The 21,953-nt window shown below is 47.2% G+C and carries 17 protein-coding genes; 11 read left to right on the top strand and 6 right to left on the bottom strand.

What is annotated here, in order from left to right:
- Positions 1–37: 37 nt before the first annotated feature.
- Positions 38–1,696: a hypothetical protein gene (locus ACLVWU_RS12180; RefSeq protein ID WP_413575006.1), complete on the bottom strand. Its 1,659-nt coding sequence runs from the start codon at positions 1,694–1,696 to the stop codon at positions 38–40.
- A 139-nt stretch (positions 1,697–1,835) separates the two neighbouring features.
- Complete coding sequence (locus tag ACLVWU_RS12175) at positions 1,836–2,360, bottom strand: hypothetical protein (RefSeq protein ID WP_413575005.1); 525 nt, start codon at positions 2,358–2,360, stop codon at positions 1,836–1,838.
- Between the two features lie 279 nt (positions 2,361–2,639).
- Between ACLVWU_RS12175 and ACLVWU_RS12170 the strand changes: the two genes are divergently transcribed.
- Genes ACLVWU_RS12170 through ACLVWU_RS12140 form a run of 7 tightly spaced genes read left to right on the top strand, consistent with a single transcriptional unit; the run spans position 2,640 to position 13,053 of the window.
- Complete coding sequence (locus ACLVWU_RS12170; RefSeq protein ID WP_413575004.1) at positions 2,640–3,965, top strand: PepSY-associated TM helix domain-containing protein; 1,326 nt, start codon at positions 2,640–2,642, stop codon at positions 3,963–3,965.
- Complete coding sequence (locus ACLVWU_RS12165; protein WP_413575003.1) at positions 3,962–5,164, top strand: MFS transporter; 1,203 nt, start codon at positions 3,962–3,964, stop codon at positions 5,162–5,164. Before ACLVWU_RS12170 ends, ACLVWU_RS12165 begins: the two co-directional genes overlap by 4 nt.
- A gap of 1 nt (position 5,165) precedes the next feature.
- A complete protein-coding gene (locus ACLVWU_RS12160) occupies positions 5,166–6,941 on the top strand; it encodes an IucA/IucC family protein (protein ID WP_413575002.1) in 1,776 nt (591 codons plus the stop codon).
- 8 nt (positions 6,942–6,949) lie between these two features.
- Positions 6,950–7,882: a GNAT family N-acetyltransferase gene (locus ACLVWU_RS12155; protein ID WP_413575001.1), complete on the top strand. Its 933-nt coding sequence runs from the start codon at positions 6,950–6,952 to the stop codon at positions 7,880–7,882.
- A complete protein-coding gene (locus ACLVWU_RS12150; RefSeq protein WP_413575000.1) occupies positions 7,879–9,657 on the top strand; it encodes an IucA/IucC family protein in 1,779 nt (592 codons plus the stop codon). The genes ACLVWU_RS12155 and ACLVWU_RS12150 overlap by 4 nt, the downstream gene beginning before the upstream one ends.
- 1 nt (position 9,658) lies before the next feature.
- The gene (locus tag ACLVWU_RS12145; protein WP_413574999.1) at positions 9,659–10,936 is read left to right on the top strand and encodes a lysine N(6)-hydroxylase/L-ornithine N(5)-oxygenase family protein; all 1,278 of its coding nucleotides are present in this window, start codon (positions 9,659–9,661) and stop codon (positions 10,934–10,936) included.
- 23 nt (positions 10,937–10,959) lie between these two features.
- Entirely contained in the window at positions 10,960–13,053 is a 2,094-nt protein-coding gene (locus ACLVWU_RS12140; protein ID WP_413574998.1) for a TonB-dependent receptor, read from the top strand.
- Between the two features lie 121 nt (positions 13,054–13,174).
- On the opposite strand, the gene ACLVWU_RS12135 is transcribed toward ACLVWU_RS12140, so the two are convergent.
- The 3 genes from ACLVWU_RS12135 to ACLVWU_RS12125 all read right to left on the bottom strand — a co-directional run bounded on the left by ACLVWU_RS12135 (position 13,175) and on the right by ACLVWU_RS12125 (position 15,983).
- Complete coding sequence (locus ACLVWU_RS12135) at positions 13,175–14,218, bottom strand: HNH endonuclease (protein WP_413574997.1); 1,044 nt, start codon at positions 14,216–14,218, stop codon at positions 13,175–13,177.
- A gap of 65 nt (positions 14,219–14,283) precedes the next feature.
- Entirely contained in the window at positions 14,284–15,084 is an 801-nt protein-coding gene (locus tag ACLVWU_RS12130; protein WP_413574996.1) for a ComEC/Rec2 family competence protein, read from the bottom strand.
- Complete coding sequence (locus ACLVWU_RS12125) at positions 15,069–15,983, bottom strand: ComEC/Rec2 family competence protein (RefSeq protein WP_413574995.1); 915 nt, start codon at positions 15,981–15,983, stop codon at positions 15,069–15,071. Before ACLVWU_RS12125 ends, ACLVWU_RS12130 begins: the two co-directional genes overlap by 16 nt.
- A 314-nt stretch (positions 15,984–16,297) precedes the next feature.
- Between ACLVWU_RS12125 and ACLVWU_RS12120 the strand changes: the two genes are divergently transcribed.
- From ACLVWU_RS12120 to ACLVWU_RS12110, 3 genes are read left to right on the top strand one after another with little or no spacing between them, the layout of a single operon-like run.
- Entirely contained in the window at positions 16,298–16,822 is a 525-nt protein-coding gene (locus ACLVWU_RS12120; RefSeq protein WP_413574994.1) for a tetratricopeptide repeat protein, read from the top strand.
- A 21-nt stretch (positions 16,823–16,843) separates the two neighbouring features.
- Positions 16,844–18,460 (top strand): LysM peptidoglycan-binding domain-containing protein, encoded by a 1,617-nt coding sequence (locus ACLVWU_RS12115; RefSeq protein ID WP_413574993.1) that lies wholly within the window; start codon positions 16,844–16,846, stop codon positions 18,458–18,460.
- Positions 18,461–18,500: 40 nt separating this feature from the next.
- Entirely contained in the window at positions 18,501–19,442 is a 942-nt protein-coding gene (locus tag ACLVWU_RS12110) for a DNA-processing protein DprA (protein WP_413574992.1), read from the top strand.
- Positions 19,443–19,646: 204 nt separating this feature from the next.
- On the opposite strand, the gene lptF is transcribed toward ACLVWU_RS12110, so the two are convergent.
- The gene (gene lptF / locus ACLVWU_RS12105) at positions 19,647–20,789 is read right to left on the bottom strand and encodes an LPS export ABC transporter permease LptF (RefSeq protein ID WP_413574991.1); all 1,143 of its coding nucleotides are present in this window, start codon (positions 20,787–20,789) and stop codon (positions 19,647–19,649) included.
- Positions 20,790–20,850: 61 nt separating this feature from the next.
- Here lptF and ACLVWU_RS12100 point away from each other — a divergent pair, with 61 nt between their 5' ends.
- Positions 20,851–21,885 carry a hypothetical protein gene (locus tag ACLVWU_RS12100; RefSeq protein WP_413574990.1) on the top strand — a complete coding sequence of 345 codons (1,035 nt, stop codon included), beginning with the start codon at positions 20,851–20,853 and terminating at the stop codon, positions 21,883–21,885.
- The last annotated feature ends 68 nt before the right edge of the window (positions 21,886–21,953 follow it).

Here is a 21,953-nt window from a genome sequence, read left to right as displayed (position 1 = left end):
ATATAGTCCATTTGGGCGAGACCGGAAAGGTCTCGCACTACATTTGGGACTTTAAGTAGCCAACGATGTCGATGCTTGGAGCTGTTTCAGTGCCCACACCAGGTTTTGGTCCGCGACCCAATTGCTCCAAAGTATAGTCCATTCTAACGTCGTAACGACGCTCAGTTTGGTTGCGCAACCATCTTTGAGCATCAAACCAAGCCTTCTTGTTTTGATCGTCTGTGCAGGAGGCAAGTTCCTTCGGCATACGTGCACCCCAGCGCATTTCCGGGCAGTGGTAAGGGTCAAAGCTCATATTGAATAGTCTTTGGCGAGCGGCCTCAAGATTCATCAACAAAGTATCCCCATTGGAAGTCGTGTAAGAGAACTTACACAATGTCGCTTCCTGGGAGTAAACCGCAAAAAGATCTTTTGCCAAATTGCCGCCGTTATAACGAATTGTTCTGTCACGTGCGCGCCATTTTTGAATCGCTTTTTGGGACTGCGCCAGAATATCCATGAAGGATGTTTTCAGACGGGCATCACGGGAAGGGGTCGCATAGGATTCCCACTCGCCCGTAGCACCAAAGATATTTACCGGCAGACGTTCAGGATGTTGTTTCAAAGGAATACCTTCACGACGAGCCAATTCAACAGCCGCCACACGGTCTTTCAAAGAAGAGCAAATATCGATCACTTCAAATTTCATATCCAAAAGTGGATCGATAACCGGTTCGCCATTGGTCAGTTTCAACTGCACGTATTCGAAGTAATTGATTTCCTGACCTTGGAAAACGAAGCGGCCTTTTTTCCAGTCACCTGATGGATCTGGTTGATTGCCGTAAAACTGCTCTGTTCCGTAAGCTCCAAGATCGCGGTTTGCAGCGGCAACAATGCTGCCACCAACATAGGCGTTACCGTCTAGAGATGCTCCCACCAATTGCAAAGGGCGGAAGTTCTTAAAGCCAGCACCCTGACCAGGAATGGAGCGCATGAATTTGGAAGTATAAAGTCCCATCGTCAAAGTATTGTCGGGATGGGCGTCGATATAAAGAACACGGCCGGCTTCCGTTACGCGGTAAATAATTGCGACGTGTCCATTCGGATCATAGATAACAGTTCCCGGGCGAATGCCTGTGCGATCCAGGCGCGCAGGATAGAAGTCAGAATAAGTTGCGCCCTGTGCATCACCGATCATACGGAATGCCGCTGTGGAAACACTGTTGATCAAATCTGAATTTAAGAAATCAACCGCATCAGGGAAAGAAGTCATGCGAAGCTTGTTTTTCTTAGCCAAAAGGTCGCGACGGTATTTTACAGAGTTCCCGTTCGTGGAGTAACGAATGTCTTTGTTGAAGTCCTCTGGGCCTGCTGGATTTGCCACAAATCCTGTCGCGTGAGAGAACGGTAACCCCATTTTCCAGGCAAAGTAAGCGCGAAGGTAATAAGGAAGATCCGCGCAGTCTGCGAAATAGCGAATGCCACCTGGATCAGTCCCATAGAACATATTTGCAGAGCTGTTTAAACATTCAGTGACTGTCGCACATTTGCGATTTTCGACAGCGGCACCCAGTTTGGTGACGAATTGACCGAATTGGTATTCGTGTTGTTCAGTCCATGCTGGCTGCGTGATGCGCCAGTCGCGTGGGCCCGCAAGAGCCGTGCTTGCAACGGTTGAACTTAGAATCAGAAAGAACATCGCAAATGTTGATTTCATTAGTAACTCCAATGACTTTAAACAATATCCCCGGGTTTATAACAAGATCCGGAGCAATTTGCTTAGGAAAGTAGATTGGTCGTGTATATTTGCAGAACTTTCAGGGGTGTCAAAGGAGGTGACACCTTTTTCGTTAACATTACGTTTTTGCAGGAAGAATCTTCTGAGCGAACTTCCAGAATTTGTTATCGGTTCCTAACTTTTTTAGCAGATAGGAGTGTGCTTCTTCGTGGGAAATCGTAAGGGATTGATTCCATAAAGGTTCAAACAATGTCTTGGTTGCACCTACGGCAGTAGAGGGAAAACTCGAGTCCTCGATTTCGCCATAAGCCACGATCAGCAGGCGTTGCCACAGCGCTTTCATTGCACGATTGTATGTGGACTCCAAATAGCGGCCCTGAAGGTCGGCAATTTCTTTCAGCTGCTTGGTCGAAAGGGGCGAGTCCATTTCCAGGGCTTCCAGAATGGTTTTGCTCTCGTGAGAGAGGGGAGAGTCACTGCGCTGAAAGGCCATCATATTCACGAAGGTTTCCTTAGAGAAAAAGGTCGCGCGGTTCTGGTACCACTTGGCGTAAACGACCTTGTTTGACCGGGAGAGTTCCTCCTTTAGCAGCCACAGGTCAGAGACCTTGTGATCCGCATCGGCATCCCACTCCCAAACCATCTTGGATCTTGGCCAGAGATGAGCCCAGATTGAATCCGGCTCCGAACTGTTTTTTATCGGATATACGAGTAAAATTCCTTCTTGTTCGATAGCCTTAATCGCCTTTTGCCTGATCATTTTTTCATTAGACCAAATTCACAAAAGTTTGGCAAATTCCGACGCCCTGTCAGGTCTTTTGACACTCACAAAAATTCTTCCCAATAGGCTTTCAACAAGCCGGTAAGTAGGCCAAATTTTTGTGATATCCCTCTCTGTGTGATACCTATCACAGGCAACTATATGGCACTAAAAAACACAGCATTCAGATTATTTTACAAGCTGCACATGTACCTCGGACTTTTCGTGGCGGTGCATTTCATTTTTCTAGGCATCAGCGGCTCCGTCTTGCTTTTCAAGGAAGAGGTCGAAGGCGGGCTTCATGAGGCGGTGACGACCACCAGTCAGGCAGCGCCCCTTTCGTATTCGAGCTTAATGACCGAAGTTCTTAAAACGTTTCCGGGTGAAAGACCCCTGGCTGTTTTCAAAGATGATGAACACGACAACATCATCAACGTGCGCTTGGGAATGGACGATTCCAAAATGTTTCGTGGTGCGCGCAAACTGACTTACGATGCCAACACGGGTGCAGAAATCAACGTCGAGGCGACCAAGAGTTCGTTCATGGACTGGATGCTAAGACTTCATCGCGAATTTTTTCTGGGTTCCTATGGCAAGCTTTATGTCGGCTTTATCGGTTTGCTTTATTTCTTTGTGATGCTTTCTGGATTTTTCATCTACGGCAATTTCGCTAAGAAGGTCGCCTTCGGTGAAGTGCGCATCAAATCTCCGCGCCATTGGTTTTCGGATTTACATCGCTATATCGGGATGGGTGTTTTTGCCTGGGGCTTGATTATCGGGGCGACGGGTTTCCTTTTGGGGATCAGTTCTTCATTGATCAAGTTTTATCAGTACCAGGAATTGAAGCAAATCACCCAGCAGTACAAAGACATCCACGGTGAGAACGATCACCTGCATAACGTGACAGTCTTAGACAATGTCGTGAAAACGGCAGAAACAGCATTGCCGAATTCCAAAGTGGACTATATCGCTATGCCAGACACGCAGTTTGCGCCGCCGAATCACTTCCTGGTGGTGATGGTCGGGAATACGCCAAAAACGGAGCGCATGACTCAGCTGGTAGTGGTTGATGCGGCTACGGGATTGCAAGGGGAAGTGCGTGAGCTTCCATGGTATATGGAGATCACGTTGGCTTCCGAGCCTTTGCACTTTGGAAATTACGGCGGACTGTTCTTAAAGATCGTCTGGCTGGGATTCTCGCTATTGTCTTTGTTGCTTCCGATTTTTGGTTTGATCATTTGGTATAAACGTAAGTACGTGAAGACCCCGCAAGCAGGTGTGACGATGGAAACGCGCAAGCTTTCCGATTCAGCGCTGTTTAGAAGTCGTTTTGCGATTCCTACGATCCTTCTGGTTTTGACTGCCACGATGATCATTGGCGCTTATATATTGGGTGGCACCTTTGCTGCTGTGGCTGGTTATGCTCTTTTGATTCCGGTAACGATCTGTATACTTATACTTGTTAAAGGTCGCAGGGGGCGAGATTGAACTTAGCCGTACTCGCAAACCTTAATACGATCACCTTCAGTGCGTTGCAGATTCTGCTATTCACGCTTTTGCCGTATTTGGCAGAATCGATGCATGTCAGTCTGTCGCTGGTAGTGGCCGTATTCAGTGCGGGTTCGTTTTTGTTCCTGTGGTCATCGCCTTATTGGGCTGCAAAAAGTGATAAAGCCGGACGCCAGCCGATTCTGCTTGCAGGTATCTTGGGGTTGGGGATTTCCACTCTGATGCTATGGTCCCTGACTCAGTGGGGGCAGCAATGGGGATCGGCGGCAGTTGTAGTCGTTTTGATTTTAAGCCGTGTGATTTATGGCTTATTGGCTTCAGCGGTTGTTCCAGTTGCTCAAGCCTTGCAGGTGGATCTTTCTGAATCCACTTCTGCGATGAAAGCCATGATTTCAAACTCGATGAGTTTGAATATCGGCAGATCTTTAGGTCCTATTTATGTCCTGCTAAGTGGCGGACAAAATATGGACCGTGTTTTAGTTGGTTTCCTATTCTGGATTTTACTTTTAGTCGGATTGAATGTGTGGGCTTTGCGCCTGCAGGCTCCGCAAATGAAAACGGCACCGGCTGCTGAACGTGGGTTTTCCGCGTGGAGTCTGGCCTTCAATCGTATGCGCTGGGTGTTTTTGTTGGCCGTGCTGTTCACAAGCTTTATCGGTATCTTGAACTCTTCGCTAGCGGTGATTTTAAAGCACAGCTTTGCCTTGAGCAGTCAGGAATCCGGTTTGTTGATGGCAAAATTGCTGTTAGCAAGTGCCGTCATTGCGGTTGTGACTCAGTTCCTGGGGCGCATGTTATTTAAAAACCCATGGCAAGGGGCCTTGGTTATCGGAGCAGTGATGCTGTTCGTGGGAGCCGTGTTGTTGCAAGTGATGAACTTGCAGTCACAGCTTTGGACAGCCATTTTCTTTCTATCGGTGGGAATTGCCCTGGTGCCACCGTGCTATCTGACTTTGATGACGACGGTCGATGCCGAAAACCTGGGCTTGGGGCGCAAAGCTGGCATCGTGAGTGCCGCCAACACGATTGGTTACGCTGTGGGTGGAGCTTTAGCTGCTATTACCTTGAAAATTAAGTTTTTCTCTTTGGAATCTCTGATGATTGCGCTGGCTGTACTTATGATGATCAGCATTGCGATCCTATATCGTCAGCGCACTGACGCTGCGGTGGAGGCTTAATATGAACTTGCGTGAACTTTCTCTTCGTCATTCGGCTTCATGTTTCTTTAATTCTCTTTTCCGGGAATGGTTTGATTATCAGATTAAGGATTCACCGAACCAGATCGCAATCGAGACAGGCTGCAAGGAATCTTTGTTGGTGAAGTTCGCCAATGGTTCTGAGTTGTATCTTCCGTTGACCCGTAACTCCCTGATGGGACGTCATCAATATCATTCCGTATTCTATGTGCAAAAGGACGGTGCTTTAAAAAGCACAGATTTTTTGACGGTGGCCGAGCTTTTGGTAAAGCACCTGACGCAAGTTTTCCCCAACAGCAGTGGCAACGACGCAGTCTTTATGGATCGTTTGAAAAACAGTGTGGAAAATATCGAACTGGCTTTGGGCCATCGTAAAACCGACCTTCAAGGGATTTATACCAATGCCATGAACTTCCAGCAGGCCGAGCAAGGTTTGATGATTGGTCACAATTTTCATCCGTATCCAAAGATGCGTGAAGGCTTTGATGAGGCTGACTACCGTCTGTATTCCCCGGAGATGGCGGGGCAGTTTGCGCTCCATTGGTTCCTGGCAAAACCAGACGTCTTGGTAAATGAAAAAGCTCAAAAATTTCAAGTCGAACAATGGACTGTCGATGTCTTCTTGAAGGACTTTGCGGGATCTGAACAGGCCTCTGCTAAACTTCAAGCGGGATACATTCCGTTTCCGGTTCATCCTTGGCAAAAACAGCACCTGCTTAAAAATCCAGTGGTGCAGACTTATTTGAAAACAGGCGATTTGGTGGATTTGGGTGCGGCAGAAAAGCCGTGGTTCCCAACCACATCTTTGCGTTCCATTTATGGGGCGCATTCGCCCTATATGATGAAGTTTTCTCTGACATTGCGTCTGACGAATTCCATTCGCCACTTAACTGAAGTGGAAGTTGTGCGTGGCTTGCAGGTCTATGACGTTTTCATGACAGCTAAAGCACAGGAGTTCGCTCGTAAACAGCCTCAGTTCCAGGTGGTTTTTGAACCGGCATTTATGGCTCTTAAAAATCCTGCTGGCGAAATTTTGACGGAATCCATTGTGGTCTGCCGTGAAAATCCATTCACTGAAAACAACCGCGAAGAAGCTGTGGTTCTGTCCACTTTGGCGCAGGACAACCCATTGGGTGGTGAAAACCTGATTCAAAAGTCCATCCGCAAAGAAGCGGAAAAGACGGGGCGTCCTTTAAGTGAGATTGCTGAATTGTGGTTTGCACGCTATTTGGAAGTTGCCGTGAAGCCCTTGGTTCTGGCTCAGGCCAACTACGGAATTCTATTGGGAGCCCACCAACAAAATCTGATCTTAAGCCTGAAAGCCAACTATCCGGAAAAAGCCTACTTCCGTGACTGTCAGGGAACGGGTTACAGCCATTTTGGCTTTTCATTGTATGGCAAAGACGTCGCAAGCTTGAAGATGGAAAATGGCAACATCCTGGATGACAAAGGCAACATTCTATTTGCCTACTATTTGATGATCAACTCCACGTTCAATGTGATCGCCGCTATTGCTGCCGATCACTGGGTGCGTGAAGAGGACCTGGTGCGCGATCTACGTCAGTTCTTACTGACGATCCGGGAATCCAATCCCCAGGATCATTCTTGTTTAAATTACCTCTTGGATAAGTCAGAGATCTGGCACAAAGGCAACTTTACTTGCAGCCTGCAAAACATGAATGAAAACACCGCTGCAAATCCACTGTCGATTTATAATTTGATTAAAAACCCCATCGCCGCTGTTGCGGTGAAGGCCTAGGACGGAATATGAATATTCAAAAGTACCTGCACGTTCAGGAAAATAAAAACTACTCCGCCGAAATCACTGGCAGTCTTTTGACAGTGACGGGCACGGAAGCTGTCCAGTTCCATATCGAAGATCAAGCGGATAAACTGCAATTGATCACGAAGGAAAATGTGCCAGCAGGGGCGCTTTTGATTGCGATGGAGCATCTATTCATCCAAAAACCTGAATTGAAAGCCATCTCCATAAATCAAAAGAGCACCAATCGTCAGGAGTTTTATCAAAATCCATCCTTGTGGTGTGCCTTCGGTAAACAATCCGTTGAGCCAGAGCAGTGGATGCACACCGGTCAGGTGTACCACCCGGTGCGCCCGCAACCTCGCCCAGGAGAATTATTGTATTCGCGTTTTGTTCCAGTCATCGGTAAAACCGTCAGCTTTCGGGTTGTGGATATTGACCGCGACTTGGAAACTTTCCACTTCTGGCACAATCAACCTTACGTTGCCGAATTCTGGGAGCTGGCGCAGACAGAATCTGAACTTAAACAGTATCTTGAAAAAGGTCTGACTGATTTGCACACCATTCCCACTTTCGTGGAGTTTGATGGAGTGCCGGTGGGCTACTTCGAAATGTATTGGACTCTAGAAGACCGTTTGGGTCCTTATTACGAATCCGAAGCGTTCGATCGTGGTTTTCACTTGTTGATTGGAAACAAGGAATACCTGGGTTTCAAAAATACAGATGCAATTTTAAAATCAGCAACACACTACCTGTTCCTGGAAGAGCCGCGCACACGCAAAATCATGGCGGAACCACGCTCTGACAATCAACGTATCATTCGTTACGTCGAGACGTTCCCGGCCTGGAGAAAATTGAAAGAATTTGATTTCCCTCATAAGCGTGCGGCTTTGTTAGAATGCCGCCGTGAAAAATTCTTTATGGGGAACTTCCTGTGAATCTGACTGCGAACACACTTCATTCAGGATCCGCATGGGTGCGGGTGAATCAGAACCTGGTGGCCAAAAGCCTTCAGGAGCTGAGCTATGAGCAGATTCTGAAAGCCACGACTGTGGATGGTCAAAATTTCGTGTTCGCATTGCAAAGTGGGATCGAATACCACTGTCAGGGTTGGCAGGGAATTTGGACTGACATCAAAGTTCAAGCGGACTCGGTAGTTCGCGTGGTTGATGGTATTAAGATGCCGGTGAAAAGTGCCGGTCAGTTTTTCATCGATTGTCAGAAAGAAACTGGCATGGATGACATCATTCTGGGGAATTTCCTGGAAGAGATGCACAACACGCTATTCTCAGATCTTCGCATCGAGAAAAAACAAGCCGAACAAACCTCGCAGGAAATGACTCAGTGGACGGGACTAAAAATTCAATCCATCTTGAATGGTCATCCAAAATTGCTTCTGAATAAAGGCCGTATCACCTGGAGTGAAGGGGACCTTGCAGAGTTTGCTCCTGAAAGTCAGCCGTTGATTCGTTTGATGTGGCTTGCGGTTCGTAAGAACTCGGCCTTGGCCGCCCAGATGCCTGGTGTGACCCAGGATGTGATTTTGTCACAAAGCCTGGATGCTGCGGAAATGAAACGTTTTGAGCAGCACCTGACTGAACTTCAGCTGAATAAATCAGAATACGTATTTGTGCCCGTGCATCCATGGCAGTGGGATCGTTTTATTCAAGTGCAATTTGCCGGTGAACTTTCCACCGGTGTGATGAAAGCTTTGGGAGTTTTCGGTGATAACTATCAACCGCAAATTTCCATTCGTACTTTATCCAATATTTCTCGCCCGGGTCTTTGGGACATCAAGCTTCCCGTGACTATCTTAAACACTTCCAGCATTCGCGGTATCGCTGCCAAATACATTCCTGTGGGTGGGGAGCTGTCACTGAAAATGACGGACATCTGCTCCCAGGATGAAGTTCTTAAGAACGTTCTGATTTTAAGCGAAAAAGCCGGGGTGAGTTTTCAGCACCCGGTTTACAAACAGGTGGCCTTGGCTCCTTATCGCTATCACGAGTATTTGGGAGCGATTTGGAGAGAATGTGCGGAATCCAAAGCCGCTCCTGGAGAAACTTCTGTGCTTACTGGCAGTTTCTTTCATAAAGACGCAGAGGGACAAAGTTTGTTGGGTGCCTATGTAAAGGCTTCGGGACTCACGATGGTGCAGTGGCTTCGTCGTTACTTTGAAGTCGTGGTGGTGCCTTTGTATCACTTGCAACTGAAGTACGGCATTGGCTTGGTTTCCCATGGCCAAAATATAGTTCTAAAACTTAAGGATCATGCCCCGGTGGGCTTGATTTTAAAGGACTTCCAAGGGGATTTACGCCTGGCAAAGGGTTCCCCGTTGGTTAACGAGTCCGCGAACCTGGCGGCGCACTTGTTGCAGCTTCCACGCAATTATTTGATTCATGATCTGTTCACGGGACATTTTGTCACCGTATTAAGGTTCATCTCCGAAGTTTTGAAGGAGTGCGACGGTTTCTCAGAATACGAGTTTTACGGGATTCTGGGGGAAACCCTTCGCGATTATCTTTCATCTAGAGGGAAAAACCTGAATGTGGATGACAGCGTCAATCTTCTGGCGGAAAAAATGCCTCGTGTGCTGGTAAATAAGGTGCGTTTTAAGATCGGCTACGCCGATTCCCACGAACGCCCGGTCCCCATGGTCGGAGACGAACTTCTAAATCCACTAGTAATGGGTTTAAATAAAGGAGCACCGTAAGATGGACCAAAAATACAATCTTATTGGTATCGGTATCGGCGTATTCAACCTTTCCCTGGCGGCTCTTGCTGATAAAACAGCAGGGGTGAGCAGCGCATTCTTTGATGGGAAGCCGTACTTTGATTGGCACTCTGAAATCATGTTCTCAGATTCTGAAATGCAGACCTCCTTCCTGAAGGACCTGGTCATGGGCGCGGATCCAACAAATCCATACAGCTTCATGAACTATCTGGTTTCCAACGGTTTGTATTACTCTTTCATGAATACGAACCGTTCGGTGGTCACTCGCCGCGAGTTCGAAATGTACTGCCAATGGGTCAGTGAAAAACTGAAACACCGTTTGAACTTCGCTTCAAAAATTGACGAAGTGTCTTTCAAAGACGGTCAGTTCGTGGTTCGTTCTGGCGACACCATCGCCAAAGCCGACAACATCTGTATCGGAACGGGTTTGACTCCGAACGTTCCTGATTTCGCCAAGGACTTTATCGGACCTAAAGTTTTCCATGCCAAATCCCAGTATCTGAAGACATTGGATGTGACTGGCAAAAACGTTGTTGTCATCGGTGGTGGGCAAACGGGCATTGAAATTTTCCGTAACTGCTTTAAAGGCAAGTGGGGCCGTGCCTTGAGTACGCGTATGATTTCCAGCCGCGCGAATCTTGAGCCGTTGGATAACTCTCCGTTCGTGAACGAGTACTTCACGCCAAATTACGTGGAAGAATTCTTCGGTCTTGATCAAGCCCAAAAAGATCCTATCGTTCGTCATCAAAAAATGGCCTCTGATGGGAATACTCCAGAATATCTGGAAGCCCTTTACAACGATATCTACCAATTGCGCCACGTTCACCGCGACGAAGCCTTGATCGAGATTTTACCTTCTCGCTGCATGGATCGTATCGAAGAAGCGGGCAATGGTTACAAGTTGACCGTCAGCAGCACTTTTTCGAATAAAACAGAAGTGTTGAACGCGGATATCGTGATCCTAAGCACAGGATTCAGAACCCGCATTCCACAGATCATTGAGCCGATTCAAAACATGATCGAGTTCGATGAAAACGGTCGCTTTCAATTGCAAAAGAACTTTGCAGTGAAGTGGAAAGGGCCCGAGCAAAATAAAGTCTATGCCATGAACTTCAGCCGTCATGGACATGGAATTTCTGAACCACAAACCAGTTTGATGGCGTGGAGATCCGCGACCATTCTGAACGATTTGTTGGGTAAGGAACACTACAAGACTTCGAATATGGTTTCTAATTTTGTTAATTATAGAGGGTTATAGGAAGACCCAAGGGAAAGAGATAAATGAGAATTTTCATCGCAGCATTGTTCACCATGCAAGCCTGCCTTGCGCAGGCTCAGACTTCGCAGACTACTACAGAGACGCCAGCAACAGAAACTCCGTCTTCAACTGAAAGCAAACCGGCCGAAACCTATCAATTGCAGCAAGTGCAAATCCTAGGAAACAAAGAGGAAAAATCCTACCTTGAAAGTACAGAATCCATTTCCGTTCTTAAGGCTGAAGAATACGACAAGGGCGTAAAAACAGACTCCATCAAGTCTTTGAACGCCCTTCCCAACGTTCAGGTTAATAAGAACGACAATACATTTAGCCTTCGCGGTATCAACAATATCGGTGTTACGGGTTACCAAAAAGACAACTTGGCCTCCATCATCGTTGATGATGTGTTTCAAACAGATCTGGCAATCTCTGCTGGCGCCTTTGATTTCTGGGACTTGGATCACGTCGAGATTTACCGCGGTGCTCAAAGCACCACTCAAGGGATCAATTCCTTGGCCGGTAATATCCTTTTGTTCCACAGAAAAGCAGGGGAGCAAACTGAAGGCGCTGCCAAGGCAGGACTTGGTACTTACGGTGATAAAGAGATCGGTGCCGTTACTAACAACACTTTCCTGGATAAGAAAATTCTGACTCGTTTTGCTGTAAATGTAGAGCGCTATGATGGATTTATCGACAATGTCACAACAGGGAATGATCGCTGGGGGCATCAGGATAAAAGCTATCTTTCCGGTGAAATGATCTACAAACTTAACGCCAATGATGAAATTCGTTGGAATGTTAAAATCATGCAGACTGAAAACGGTGGGACATACTCGCAATCCGCTGATCCATTCCAATACGAAGTGTACGAAGACGTGGACAGCCGCGCGCTGACCAACAATCAGCAAACAAGCCTGCGCTATACGACTAAAATCAATGAGAACTCCAGCAATGAAACCATTCTGGCGTACTCTCAAGCTGATCAGGATGCGACGGCAGACTCTGACGGCACATCTAATCCCGCATCGGGCATTCGATACGAGAATCACACAGATAGCTATTTGAGTGTGGAAAACCTGTGGAAGTACCAAAGCGATAAAGTTAAGAACGTTTTGGGTGTGCACTATCACGACTACACAATTAATAATGACTATGATTTTACGCTTCTGCCAGCTCCAGGCTATGTTCGTCAGAAAACTGAAAAGTATCAAGAATCATACGCGGTCTTCAATTCCTTGCTGTTCAAGTTCAACGAATCCCATGCAATGAATCTGGGGCTTCGTTATGAATACATGGTGAACAAGTTTGATTCCTATGTCTTTGCCTTTGGTACGCCTCGAGTTGCCAACGGAAACGAAGAAGGCGGAATTCTACTGCCTAAAATTGCTTATACCATCACTGAAGGATTGCACTCCTATGGGGCGTCCTACACTCAAGGGTATCGTACAGGTGGTGTCAGTGTGAATCGTTGGACTTCGGCAGTGTCACAATATGACCCGGAAACAACAGACAATTTCGAGTTAAGTTATAAGTTCGTTCAGGAAAAATCCCGAATCGCGGCCAATGTTTTCTATACCCACTGGAAAGATCAGCAGGTGTTGGTGCAATACACCCCTGGCAATCCCTACGACTCTGCGACTGTGAATGCCGCAAGTTCCGAGATTTATGGTGCGGAGTTGGAAGGTCAGTACAATATCAGCTCTCGGAATGCGGTCAGTGCAGGGATTGGTTACAATCACACTCGCTTTATTGATTTTAAGAGTCCCACGGGCGTGGTCTACGACGGCAACCAATTCCCATTTGCAAGTCCGTGGACGGGGAACGTGAACTACACGTTCAAGCCTAATGACAAATGGAATTGGGACAATACCCTAAGATATCTTGCTGCTGGTTACGGCGATGCTGCCAACACGAACGCAAAAAAAACACCTGAGCAGTGGTATCTGGATACATCGTTAAGTTACTTGCTGACGCAATGGAATTTGAACGCAGAGTTCTTTATCCGCAACGTGCTTGATCAAAAGTACGTGATCTTCGACGCCAGCGGCTCAAGCTTTAAGGCTTACCAAGTCAACGCCCCTCGCGAGTTCGGGGTCCGCGTGACCTACTTCTGGTAGTGGTTAAGTTTATATCCAAAACAAAGAAAGCTTCGGAGGCCCCGGAGCTTTTTTTATTCTCATCCCAGAGTTTGATTTTCAGGACGCACACACTTTCTCTCTCGTTTGTGAGCTCGTCCGATTACTTAATTCGGATACGGCTTTCATTTCTGTATTTGAGTTGATTATGGCGCGCGCACAATACCTGCAAATTTCGGATATCATTATTTCCTCCAGCCCAAACAGGTTGAATATGATCAATCTGCAGGAAACTTTCGCTGCCGCAGATTTTTCCGGTTTTTGGATCCTTAAACTGACAATATCTCTGTACTTGCAAGATTGCTTTTCTAATTGTTGAGCTGAGTGGTTTGCGCGTTGCCGCATCCGCTACGGATGTAGAGATTGCACCATTGAAACTCTGTGCAGAGGAGGAAGTAGAATCGTTTTGGTTTGGGGAGCTGTTGTTGCTATTGCGATTTCCGATTCTGCGATGAATCTCCTTTTTTGCTAAGTAAGTAAATGCATCCGCCCAGTTTTTGTCGGGCACCGCGTGTGAAATCAAGTTGTGGGCGTGCTTTATATTGGAGAATTGTTCTTTTGTGAAAGTGATCGTTAAGGTTACCGGCGAGTCTCCGTGGGTGGTCTGTTTGTTTTCAGGTATGATGGGAATTGAAAGAGCCTGGCATAAAATCACTTCGGTTTGTTGCTGACTGGTGTTTTCAATTTGACTTAAAAGTATCCGCTTCTCATGTGTTTCCATTTTGCGATCTTCTGTTTTTTGCACTGCGCGAATAGCTTGCTGTACCCTAGAAAGTTGTGAAAGGTTCAAAGCACCGCTTTCAAGTTGCTCGGCTAATTCGGGAATTTCCCGCAAAAGGCGTGCCGATTCAATTCGGCGCATGGCTGAAGAGGGGCTGTAACCAAACTCACGCACCAGAAATTCATATAAACTTGGGTATGACAAATCCGCATACAGCCTGCGTGCATCGATTTCCGCGATGTACTCCAGCACCAAGTGCGTGATTTTTCGCTCGGTCTTTACGAGACGAACGAAGCGCGTTAGTAATTCCTCTGCGGGAATATGACCTAGATTTAAATGGCATTTGGCGGATTTGGAATTACGGCTGTCTCCGATAAGACCATTTCTATTCGTATCTGTGTTTTCATTAGGAGTTGGCGTTTTCATAGTAACCTCATTTCTTGGATTGCGTTCAAATCTTCTTCGAAAGCTGGTGGTTCTCTCTCTCAGCACTACCTCTCAAACCAAATATTCCCCCAATCCTCAGTTCGTAAAACCGGGATGCGGTTTTTACGCAGGCGATGCACCACTTCGGCATGGGGATGCTTGTAGCGCTCGTAGCGGGCTGAGACGATGGCGATTCGTACGGACGGCAATCTTGCCAGGAGCTCTTGCGAAGTGCTGGTGCGGCTGCCGTGGTGGCCTAAAACCAGCACGCGACTTGAAGTCACCCAAGGTAAATTCATCCACGTCATCTCAGCTGCCAATGGCGAATCTCCTGGAAATAAAAAGTCACGATACCTAATCACTTGGCTAAGGCCATTGCTGTCTTTGCGCTCGCGGTGGCGTTTGGGTTTATTCCTTTTTCTATTCCGAAGTGGTTCCAGATCAATAATTGAAGCCGACGGCTCAGGTGCCTGCCAGAAAGATACTTGTGGAGGCATTTTGCAGTCTGCAAAGTTCGACAACATTTTCATTTTTCCCGGCGACGATCGTCCCTGCGGTCGCAGTGCGATGCAAGTGTCCCAGCTCGATGGCCAGCGCGACAAAGCCCCAATGTGATCCCAATCCCAATGCGAAAGATAAATGAAGTTCTTTTTTCCACGACAAAGTTTGGCGATTTTCTGCCAAGGAAAACGTTCGCCACCCACATCAAAGTGGCGGCAGGTGTTTTCTTCCACAGCAGTCACCCATTGACCTTGTCCGACATTCCACACGATCACATAGCTGCGATCATTTTTCTGACTAATTGGCGTCGCACTTAACAAGATCAGCAAAAATGAAATACAGGAAAAGATTAAGACTTTACCCACGAAGAATCCTTTCCTTGGCGCAGATGCAGTCGCCAAAAATGAAACAAGATTTGCAAGGTGAATATCCACATCCACAGGTTGGCGATGGGAATTGGCGATGCGCGAGACGTGGTGACGGGTTCCGAGACCCAGCTCAATATCCAATGAAATTTATCGACGGCAAAATCAAATATCACTACCAGTGGGGGTATAGGCAGGGTTAGGAATCCCAGCGGTAGCAGGATGTAAGAAACAATGGGACCCAATAACAGATTGTAAAGCAGTGACAGCGGATGTAGCGAACTGATTCCCCACAATGGAACCGTCATAAAAATAAAAACCGCCAATTGATTAAGCAGGAGTCGTTGCAGTTGATTGCGGATTTTTAAAAGCGATGTGCCACCTAGCGCCAGTGCCGCACACCAACTCATCAATAGAGAAGTCGAACTCCACCATGCAGGAAATAAAGAGAGTGTGAAACACCCTGCGATCAAAGTCATTGTGTCCGCAGGAAACACCCAGTTCAGTTTTTTAAACAGCCCGCGCAAACCCAAGGCAGACAAGGCTCTCACGGCAGGTGGTTGCCAGCCAACAATCAGCGAGTAAAAGCTCAAAAGTAAGAATCTTACAATTAATGGCACGCGAATCATCGCAAGGAGTTCGTCCAATAAAAGTAGATGAGAGCCCGATATAACAAAAATATGAATCAAAGAAGTTTTAACCAAATTCTGTTTCAGGTTCTGATCTTGTAGTCTTTCGCCGCATACGATTGAGGCCAATGCAGAGTGGTTTTCAGACTCATGAGGGAGGAGTGTAAGACACTTTTGTTGATAACTCTGTGAAAGCTGTGATGCTTTATTTAGCAAAGTGTCTGAGGATGAAATGCCTAAGCTCGCAGCAAGTAAAATAAGAATAATCATGAATTCATGTACTTAGCAAAATTCAAGGCATACACTGTTTCTAAAATATTCTGTCTTGAGGGCGGTGCGTCCGTAACTTTCGGATTGTAAGATCTGAAATTACGCCTTCTAAAAAATCCGCAGTTATTAAAATTTACTCAATAAAAACATAATCTTATATGGTGCTTAAAATTCATGCAAATCGCTGAAAGCCTTGAAATACAACAGGTCCAAGGTCCAGCATTACAATAACTCAACATTTTGTGTGGATAAGTCTGCTTGTTTGCACTTCTCATTGCATGTCATACTGGGAAAAGATCAAGGAGTGTCGAGAGATGAAGCAACTAGGACGATTGGCAGCAACACTACTTTTAAGCTTACCGTTGGCAACAATGGCTAAGTCAACAAACATGCCTAAGAACGCAGCGCCGACTTCTAAACAGCAAGCATTGCTTGTTGAATTAACGGGCCAGGATTTTTCAAAACAATCAGATACTGAACTGTATGCTGAAATGATAGGCGCTTCTCAGCGCGATGATGAGATTGGCTTAAAAAGCCGTATGCAAAGCCTTTTGACGCGTTTCCCAGCGAGCACCTATGCCGATAATGCTTTGTTTCTTGCGGGCAGAATGGCAGTGGATCATGGGAACTTCCCAGAAGCGATTCGATATTTCGGACGCATCGAGAAGAACTATCCAAACAGCGATAAGGCGGCGAGTGCTAAATTTGCAAAAGCAATGACGTACAAAAAAATGAATTTGCCACAGTTTGCCAAGCGTTCGTTGACTGAAGTTAGATCCAGATATCCGGGGAGCCCGGAGTCCTTCAGAGCAGATGCTGAATTGAAATTGTTCAACTAAGAATACTCACCACTTGCAAGGATGCAAACAGTGACGAACACGAAGTTCTCTGTATCATTGACGATCATTTTTTGCGCGCTATTGCTGCAGGCTCCTGCTGCGCGCGCTCAGGACGTGCCGCCACCGGATACAACGTGGGAAGCGGATCCATTGGATGTGTTAGAGCCAAAAGCTGAAACACCTGCGGAACCATCTGTGCCAGAGTTTACAGAAATTCCGGATCCCGACAAGGCAGCTCCAGATGTGCCGGCTCCAGAAATCACACCACCAGCGAAATCTGTACCCGAGGCTTCTTATGCGGATGCCTCTTCGTCATTCAGTGATTCCGGTAATTCTGATCCTGACTACAATAAAGAAAACTACTTTCATAATATCTACAAAAAGTACAACCAAACGCCGACCTCTGATGAAGCCTGGGAAAAGGCAGTGGGCGAGCGCAAATCTGAAAATTACAAAGTTCAGAAGGGCAACACTCTTTGGGATATTTCCAATACGTTCTTCGGTGATCCGAACTTCTGGCCAAAGCTTTGGTCTTTGAATGACGGCGCGATTTTGAATCCCCATGAAATCGTTCCGGACATGAATATTAAATTCTATCCGGGTACGATGATTGATGCGCCGACAGTCGCTCTGGCTGAAAAAGAAGGCGGCGAAACGGCAGAGGGTGAAAAAGTGGTGGAAGCCAGCGTGGCAGAACCTCCAGTTCCGCCGACTCGTCGTAAGCACACACCTGTGTTAAAGAAACTTCCGCAAAGTTTGCCGTTGGGTCGTTTCGGTATCTATGACGACAGCACCGGTGTCGAGGTGGAGTTTAGAAAAACTGAATTCCCAGTTGCGATGGAATACCTGGGATACTTTGTTGCCGACAGCACGATCGCGGGTTCTGGAAAAATCACCTCTACCGAGTTGGACAACAAGACGGCCAACGAATATCAAATCGTTTACGTAGAGCTTAGTGGCAATCCGGAAAAGCACTACACGATTCAGAAGAATGTCGGTGTCGTCGTGGATCCGGCTGCTAAAAAACGCAAAGCTCAGATGATTGAAATTCAAGGTGAGCTTGAGGTTATGGAAAAGGTGAATGCGGAAAAGAACCTTTACCGCGCGATCGTTCAAAAAGCGATTCACGCTGTGGAAGTCGGCTCTGTGCTGGTGCCGGGGAAGGTTCCGATGATTGATCCTCGTCCAGGCGCTGTGAATGATTCTGCCGGTGCGAAAATCATGGGTGGCGAGTTGATTCAAAAACGTGCGATGTTCGGAGTGAATGAACTTGTGTTCCTGGATTCAGGATCATCACGTGGATTTCAGGAAGGTCAGAATCTGACGATCTTCGCGGACAGTGCACTTCGTAACGGCAACTCAAAAGCGATCATGAATGATCGTCCGATTGGTTCAGTAAAAATCATTCGCGTCACTCCGAATTTTGCAACGGCCTATGTCACCAAAGCCAGCGAAGACGTGATGCTGGGGGATTACGTGGGAAATAGTGGTGCGAAAACCGCATCTGCAGGCCCGGTGATTGAAAGTCATACGCCAGAGTCCCAAGGCGAAATCGATGCAGAGTTTGAGCTTGAAGGAGTTCCGGAGGCAGGGACTCCGCCGGAGTCCGGATCAGAAGATCTCGATTTGGAATTATAATAACGAAGAAAGGCTCTGCGAAATTGCAGAGCCTTTTTTTATGACTGAAATCTATGCGCTCTCTCAATTAATCAAAGCCCATCCTCTTTACACTGTTCACCGTGATGAAATTCATCAGATATTTCTGCGTCTAGCGCGGTTGGAGTCATTGACAGACCTGCAGCTTCGCCAGTCTTTGCAGGAATACTTTCCGGCACTCGGGGAATTCATCGAGAAAAATCATATGCAATTCAAAGCCCACTGTGCGGAGCTTCTGCAGTGGCAAATGCAAGGTGTTCAGTTCGTCACCTATGGCGAGTCTTTGTATCCGTCGCAGTGCTACCGTATGGCAGATCCTCCGCTGACCTTGAGCTATCGAGGTTCGCCAGCCTGGATGATTGATAGATCTATTTCTATTGTTGGCAGTCGTGAACCCAGTTCGGAATCCTTGCGTTGGATGGAACAGGAGCTGGCTGCATTTTTGGAGTTGCAGCTGCCCTTTGTCGTTAGTGGCGGAGCGCGTGGGGTCGATCAAAAAGCACATTCACTGGCGCTTAGGAAAAGCTGTCAAACAGCAGTAATTCTTCCCTCGGGGTTGGGGGAGATTTATCCCAGCAGTTTGTTGGATTGGATCACGCCCGTATTGGATCAAGGGGGATGTTTTTTGAGTGAATACGACCCGAAGCAAATGATGCACAAACGACTATTTCACCACCGCAATCGCCTGATTGCGGCTTTGGGGAGTGTGACCTTGCTGGTGGAGGCGCGCAGACGCAGTGGTACTTTGATAACGGCACATCAAGCTGCCGAACTTTCGCGTCCAGTTTGGGTGGTGCCGGGGCATCCGTTGGATCCGCACTTTTTGGGTGGCCTTGATCTGCTGTTGGATGGCGCACAATTAGTACGCGATGCCCAAGATTTATCCACTTTATTCCACTCCGAGTTATTGTTCGATAAGTTTCAAGCGGCAGATATTGGGGGTTGCCCAGGCTCAGGCCACTAGGGATAGTGGGGTATTTTGAATGACAAATTGAGGACGAAAAAAGTGAAATCATCTAAAAAAATCTTTTGCAAGGGGCGGGGAATTGCTCTTACCATTTGATTCAAGGGAGGGGCGATGTGGTCAAGGATGACCGTGGTAGTAAGGATGCTGCTGCATCGCTCTTATTTGTAAAGACCGCCCCTACCTTCAGCTTCGAGAACCTTCTTAATTCCAATTTTTTCTTAAAGTATAGATAGCAATGAAACCGAATATCGCGTTGGGTGCCCAGATGGCTAATGATGCTGGCAGGGTTCCATTGCGTGCTGCCCCTTCGGCTGCGACATACAGAACCCAGTAAAAGATAATAATCCCGATACACATGATCATGCCACCGGCTTTGGCTGCACGGCGATTGGTTGTCGTTCCCAATCCCACGCCGATTAAGGCAAAGACCAGGCACAGCACTGAAATCGCCGATCGCTTGTGAAACTCAGTCTGCATAATACGCAACTCTTCAGGATCGCTGATACCTTGTTTAAGTCGATTGCGAACTTCATCCAGTGTCAGTGAAGGCGGGGATTTTGCGCGCTCAACATGTTGATCCGGCTCTGAAAAATGCACGTCGTACGTGTCAAAACTGATTTTGGTGTGAGTTTTGGTCTGTCGGTGAATTTCTCCGTTTTGCAGACGCAAAAGCACTTCCTGCCCCGGGCGATCCGGATCGGGAAGCATGCTTCCTTCCTTGGCAATAACGGTTAGTGGTACGTCGCTGTTTTTCTCGTCATAGATAAATACTTTGCGAAGTTTGCCGTTCTTGGAGTCGACTTCGTTGGCGTAGACAACCATGTCGAAAAAACCCTCCGCAAAGGTGCCTTCTTTGATGACAGCAGTGGCTTTTGTGTTTGCCAGACGGGTGAACAGAACCTCGAACTGACGATTTCCCCAGGGAGCAATGACGAAGGATGTTTGTGCAGACACAGTGCCGACTATCAGTGCCAGAATGATCGCAGGAAGCAGTAATGTTCCCATTGCTAATCCTGACGCTTTCATTGCAACAATTTCCGAATCTTGGCTAAGTCTTCCGTAGGTCAAAAGGACCGAAAACAGCAATGCCATCGGAAATAAAACCGGTAGAAGTGAAATCACAACATAGCCAATGATTTCAGCGATGGTTTTAATCGCGACACCGTGGACAAGGGCGAACTCTGTTAGGCGCAACACCTGGAACATCAGGATGATCGATACAAAGACCAAAAGACCCAGGATGAAGCTTGGAAGCATCTCAAAAAAAATGTACTGAACGGCTTTTCTGCCATTGAAGATACTGAACATGCGCTCCATTGTAGACGGCAGGAAATCGTAAGTCATCGCGCCTATCGTCCAGTCTGTGGTTTGACCGAATCGCAACAGTATCCGACAATAGATGGATATGAGCAAAGTTCTTCTGGTGTACGAGGATTACGCTGATCTTATGAGCGTGGAATCCACTTTGAAAAAGGTGGGTTTCGACGTTATTGGATTGTCGAGTGAGTACGCCGTTTCCGATCAGATTATCAGCTTCAATCCCGACGTTGTCGTGGGTTCCGGTAAGGGAGCCAAGGTGTCATCCTTGGGGGTGGGCAAACGTTTGAAGGAAATGTCCCGCTGGGGCGGTAAAGCAGTGCTTATTTTTCCGGCGAATTTCAAGCCCGCTCCACAAGATTTAATCAAGATCCGTGTCGATATGATTCTGGAGTCACCGGTTGCACCGCTGCGAATTGTGCAGGTATTGGCAAAGCTCTTGGGTCAAGACGAAAGTGCTTTGTTGGAAAGACTGAACAAAGCAAGTCACTTAGAGGCTCCCGGTGCAAAACCCGGAACTCCACCTGTGGGAGGGGGCGTTAAGTTCGCCACTGATAAGGAAGCTATTTTTGTAAAAGGCACGTCTCCGGAGGATCAAGAAGCAGCAGGAGCGCCCGCTGGTATCGGTTTTAACATTGATCAGGAATCTCAAGGAGAAGGTGCGGATTTCACTCTAAATAACGAAGAAGAAAAAGAAATCCCACGTTTTAAGTTTGGTGCAAAGTTTCAGACCGCCGACAAAGACGCGGGCGCCGAAGGAGCCGCTGGCAACGAGTTCCCCGACGTCGACTTAAAGGCATTGGAAAGAGAATTGCTTGGAGGGGGCGCCCCCGAAATAGAAAAGGTCGAAGAAAAGCCTGCTCCCGTGGCACTTGTTCCTGCCGCTGACGAGCCGCCTTCCAAGGCGCGTCAGGAGCTTGAAAAGTCGTCAGCGAAGCTTGCTGAACGAATGCAGAAATACGCCAAACTTGTTGAGGATGTGAAGGTGGCTCCGGTTAGTACCATCACTCGTGTTGAGTCCCGTAAGCGTCAAATAGACATCGCGTCAGAGTGGGACCAGGAAAGTATCAAGGATCTCGATAAGTTGCGCCAAGTCTTCGCTAAAGCCCTTTTCAAAAAGTAATTGCCCCTGCGGGGACCTTGACTATATGGTTTCCGTATTCAAATTAAGTGTGATAATTTGGTCTAATA

Source organism: Bdellovibrio sp. HCB290, assembly GCF_047305925.1.
Lineage (GTDB): Bacteria > Bdellovibrionota > Bdellovibrionia > Bdellovibrionales > Bdellovibrionaceae > Bdellovibrio.
The sequence above is the reverse complement of the archived record's forward strand: the minus strand, read 5'-3'. Positions and strand labels throughout refer to the sequence as shown.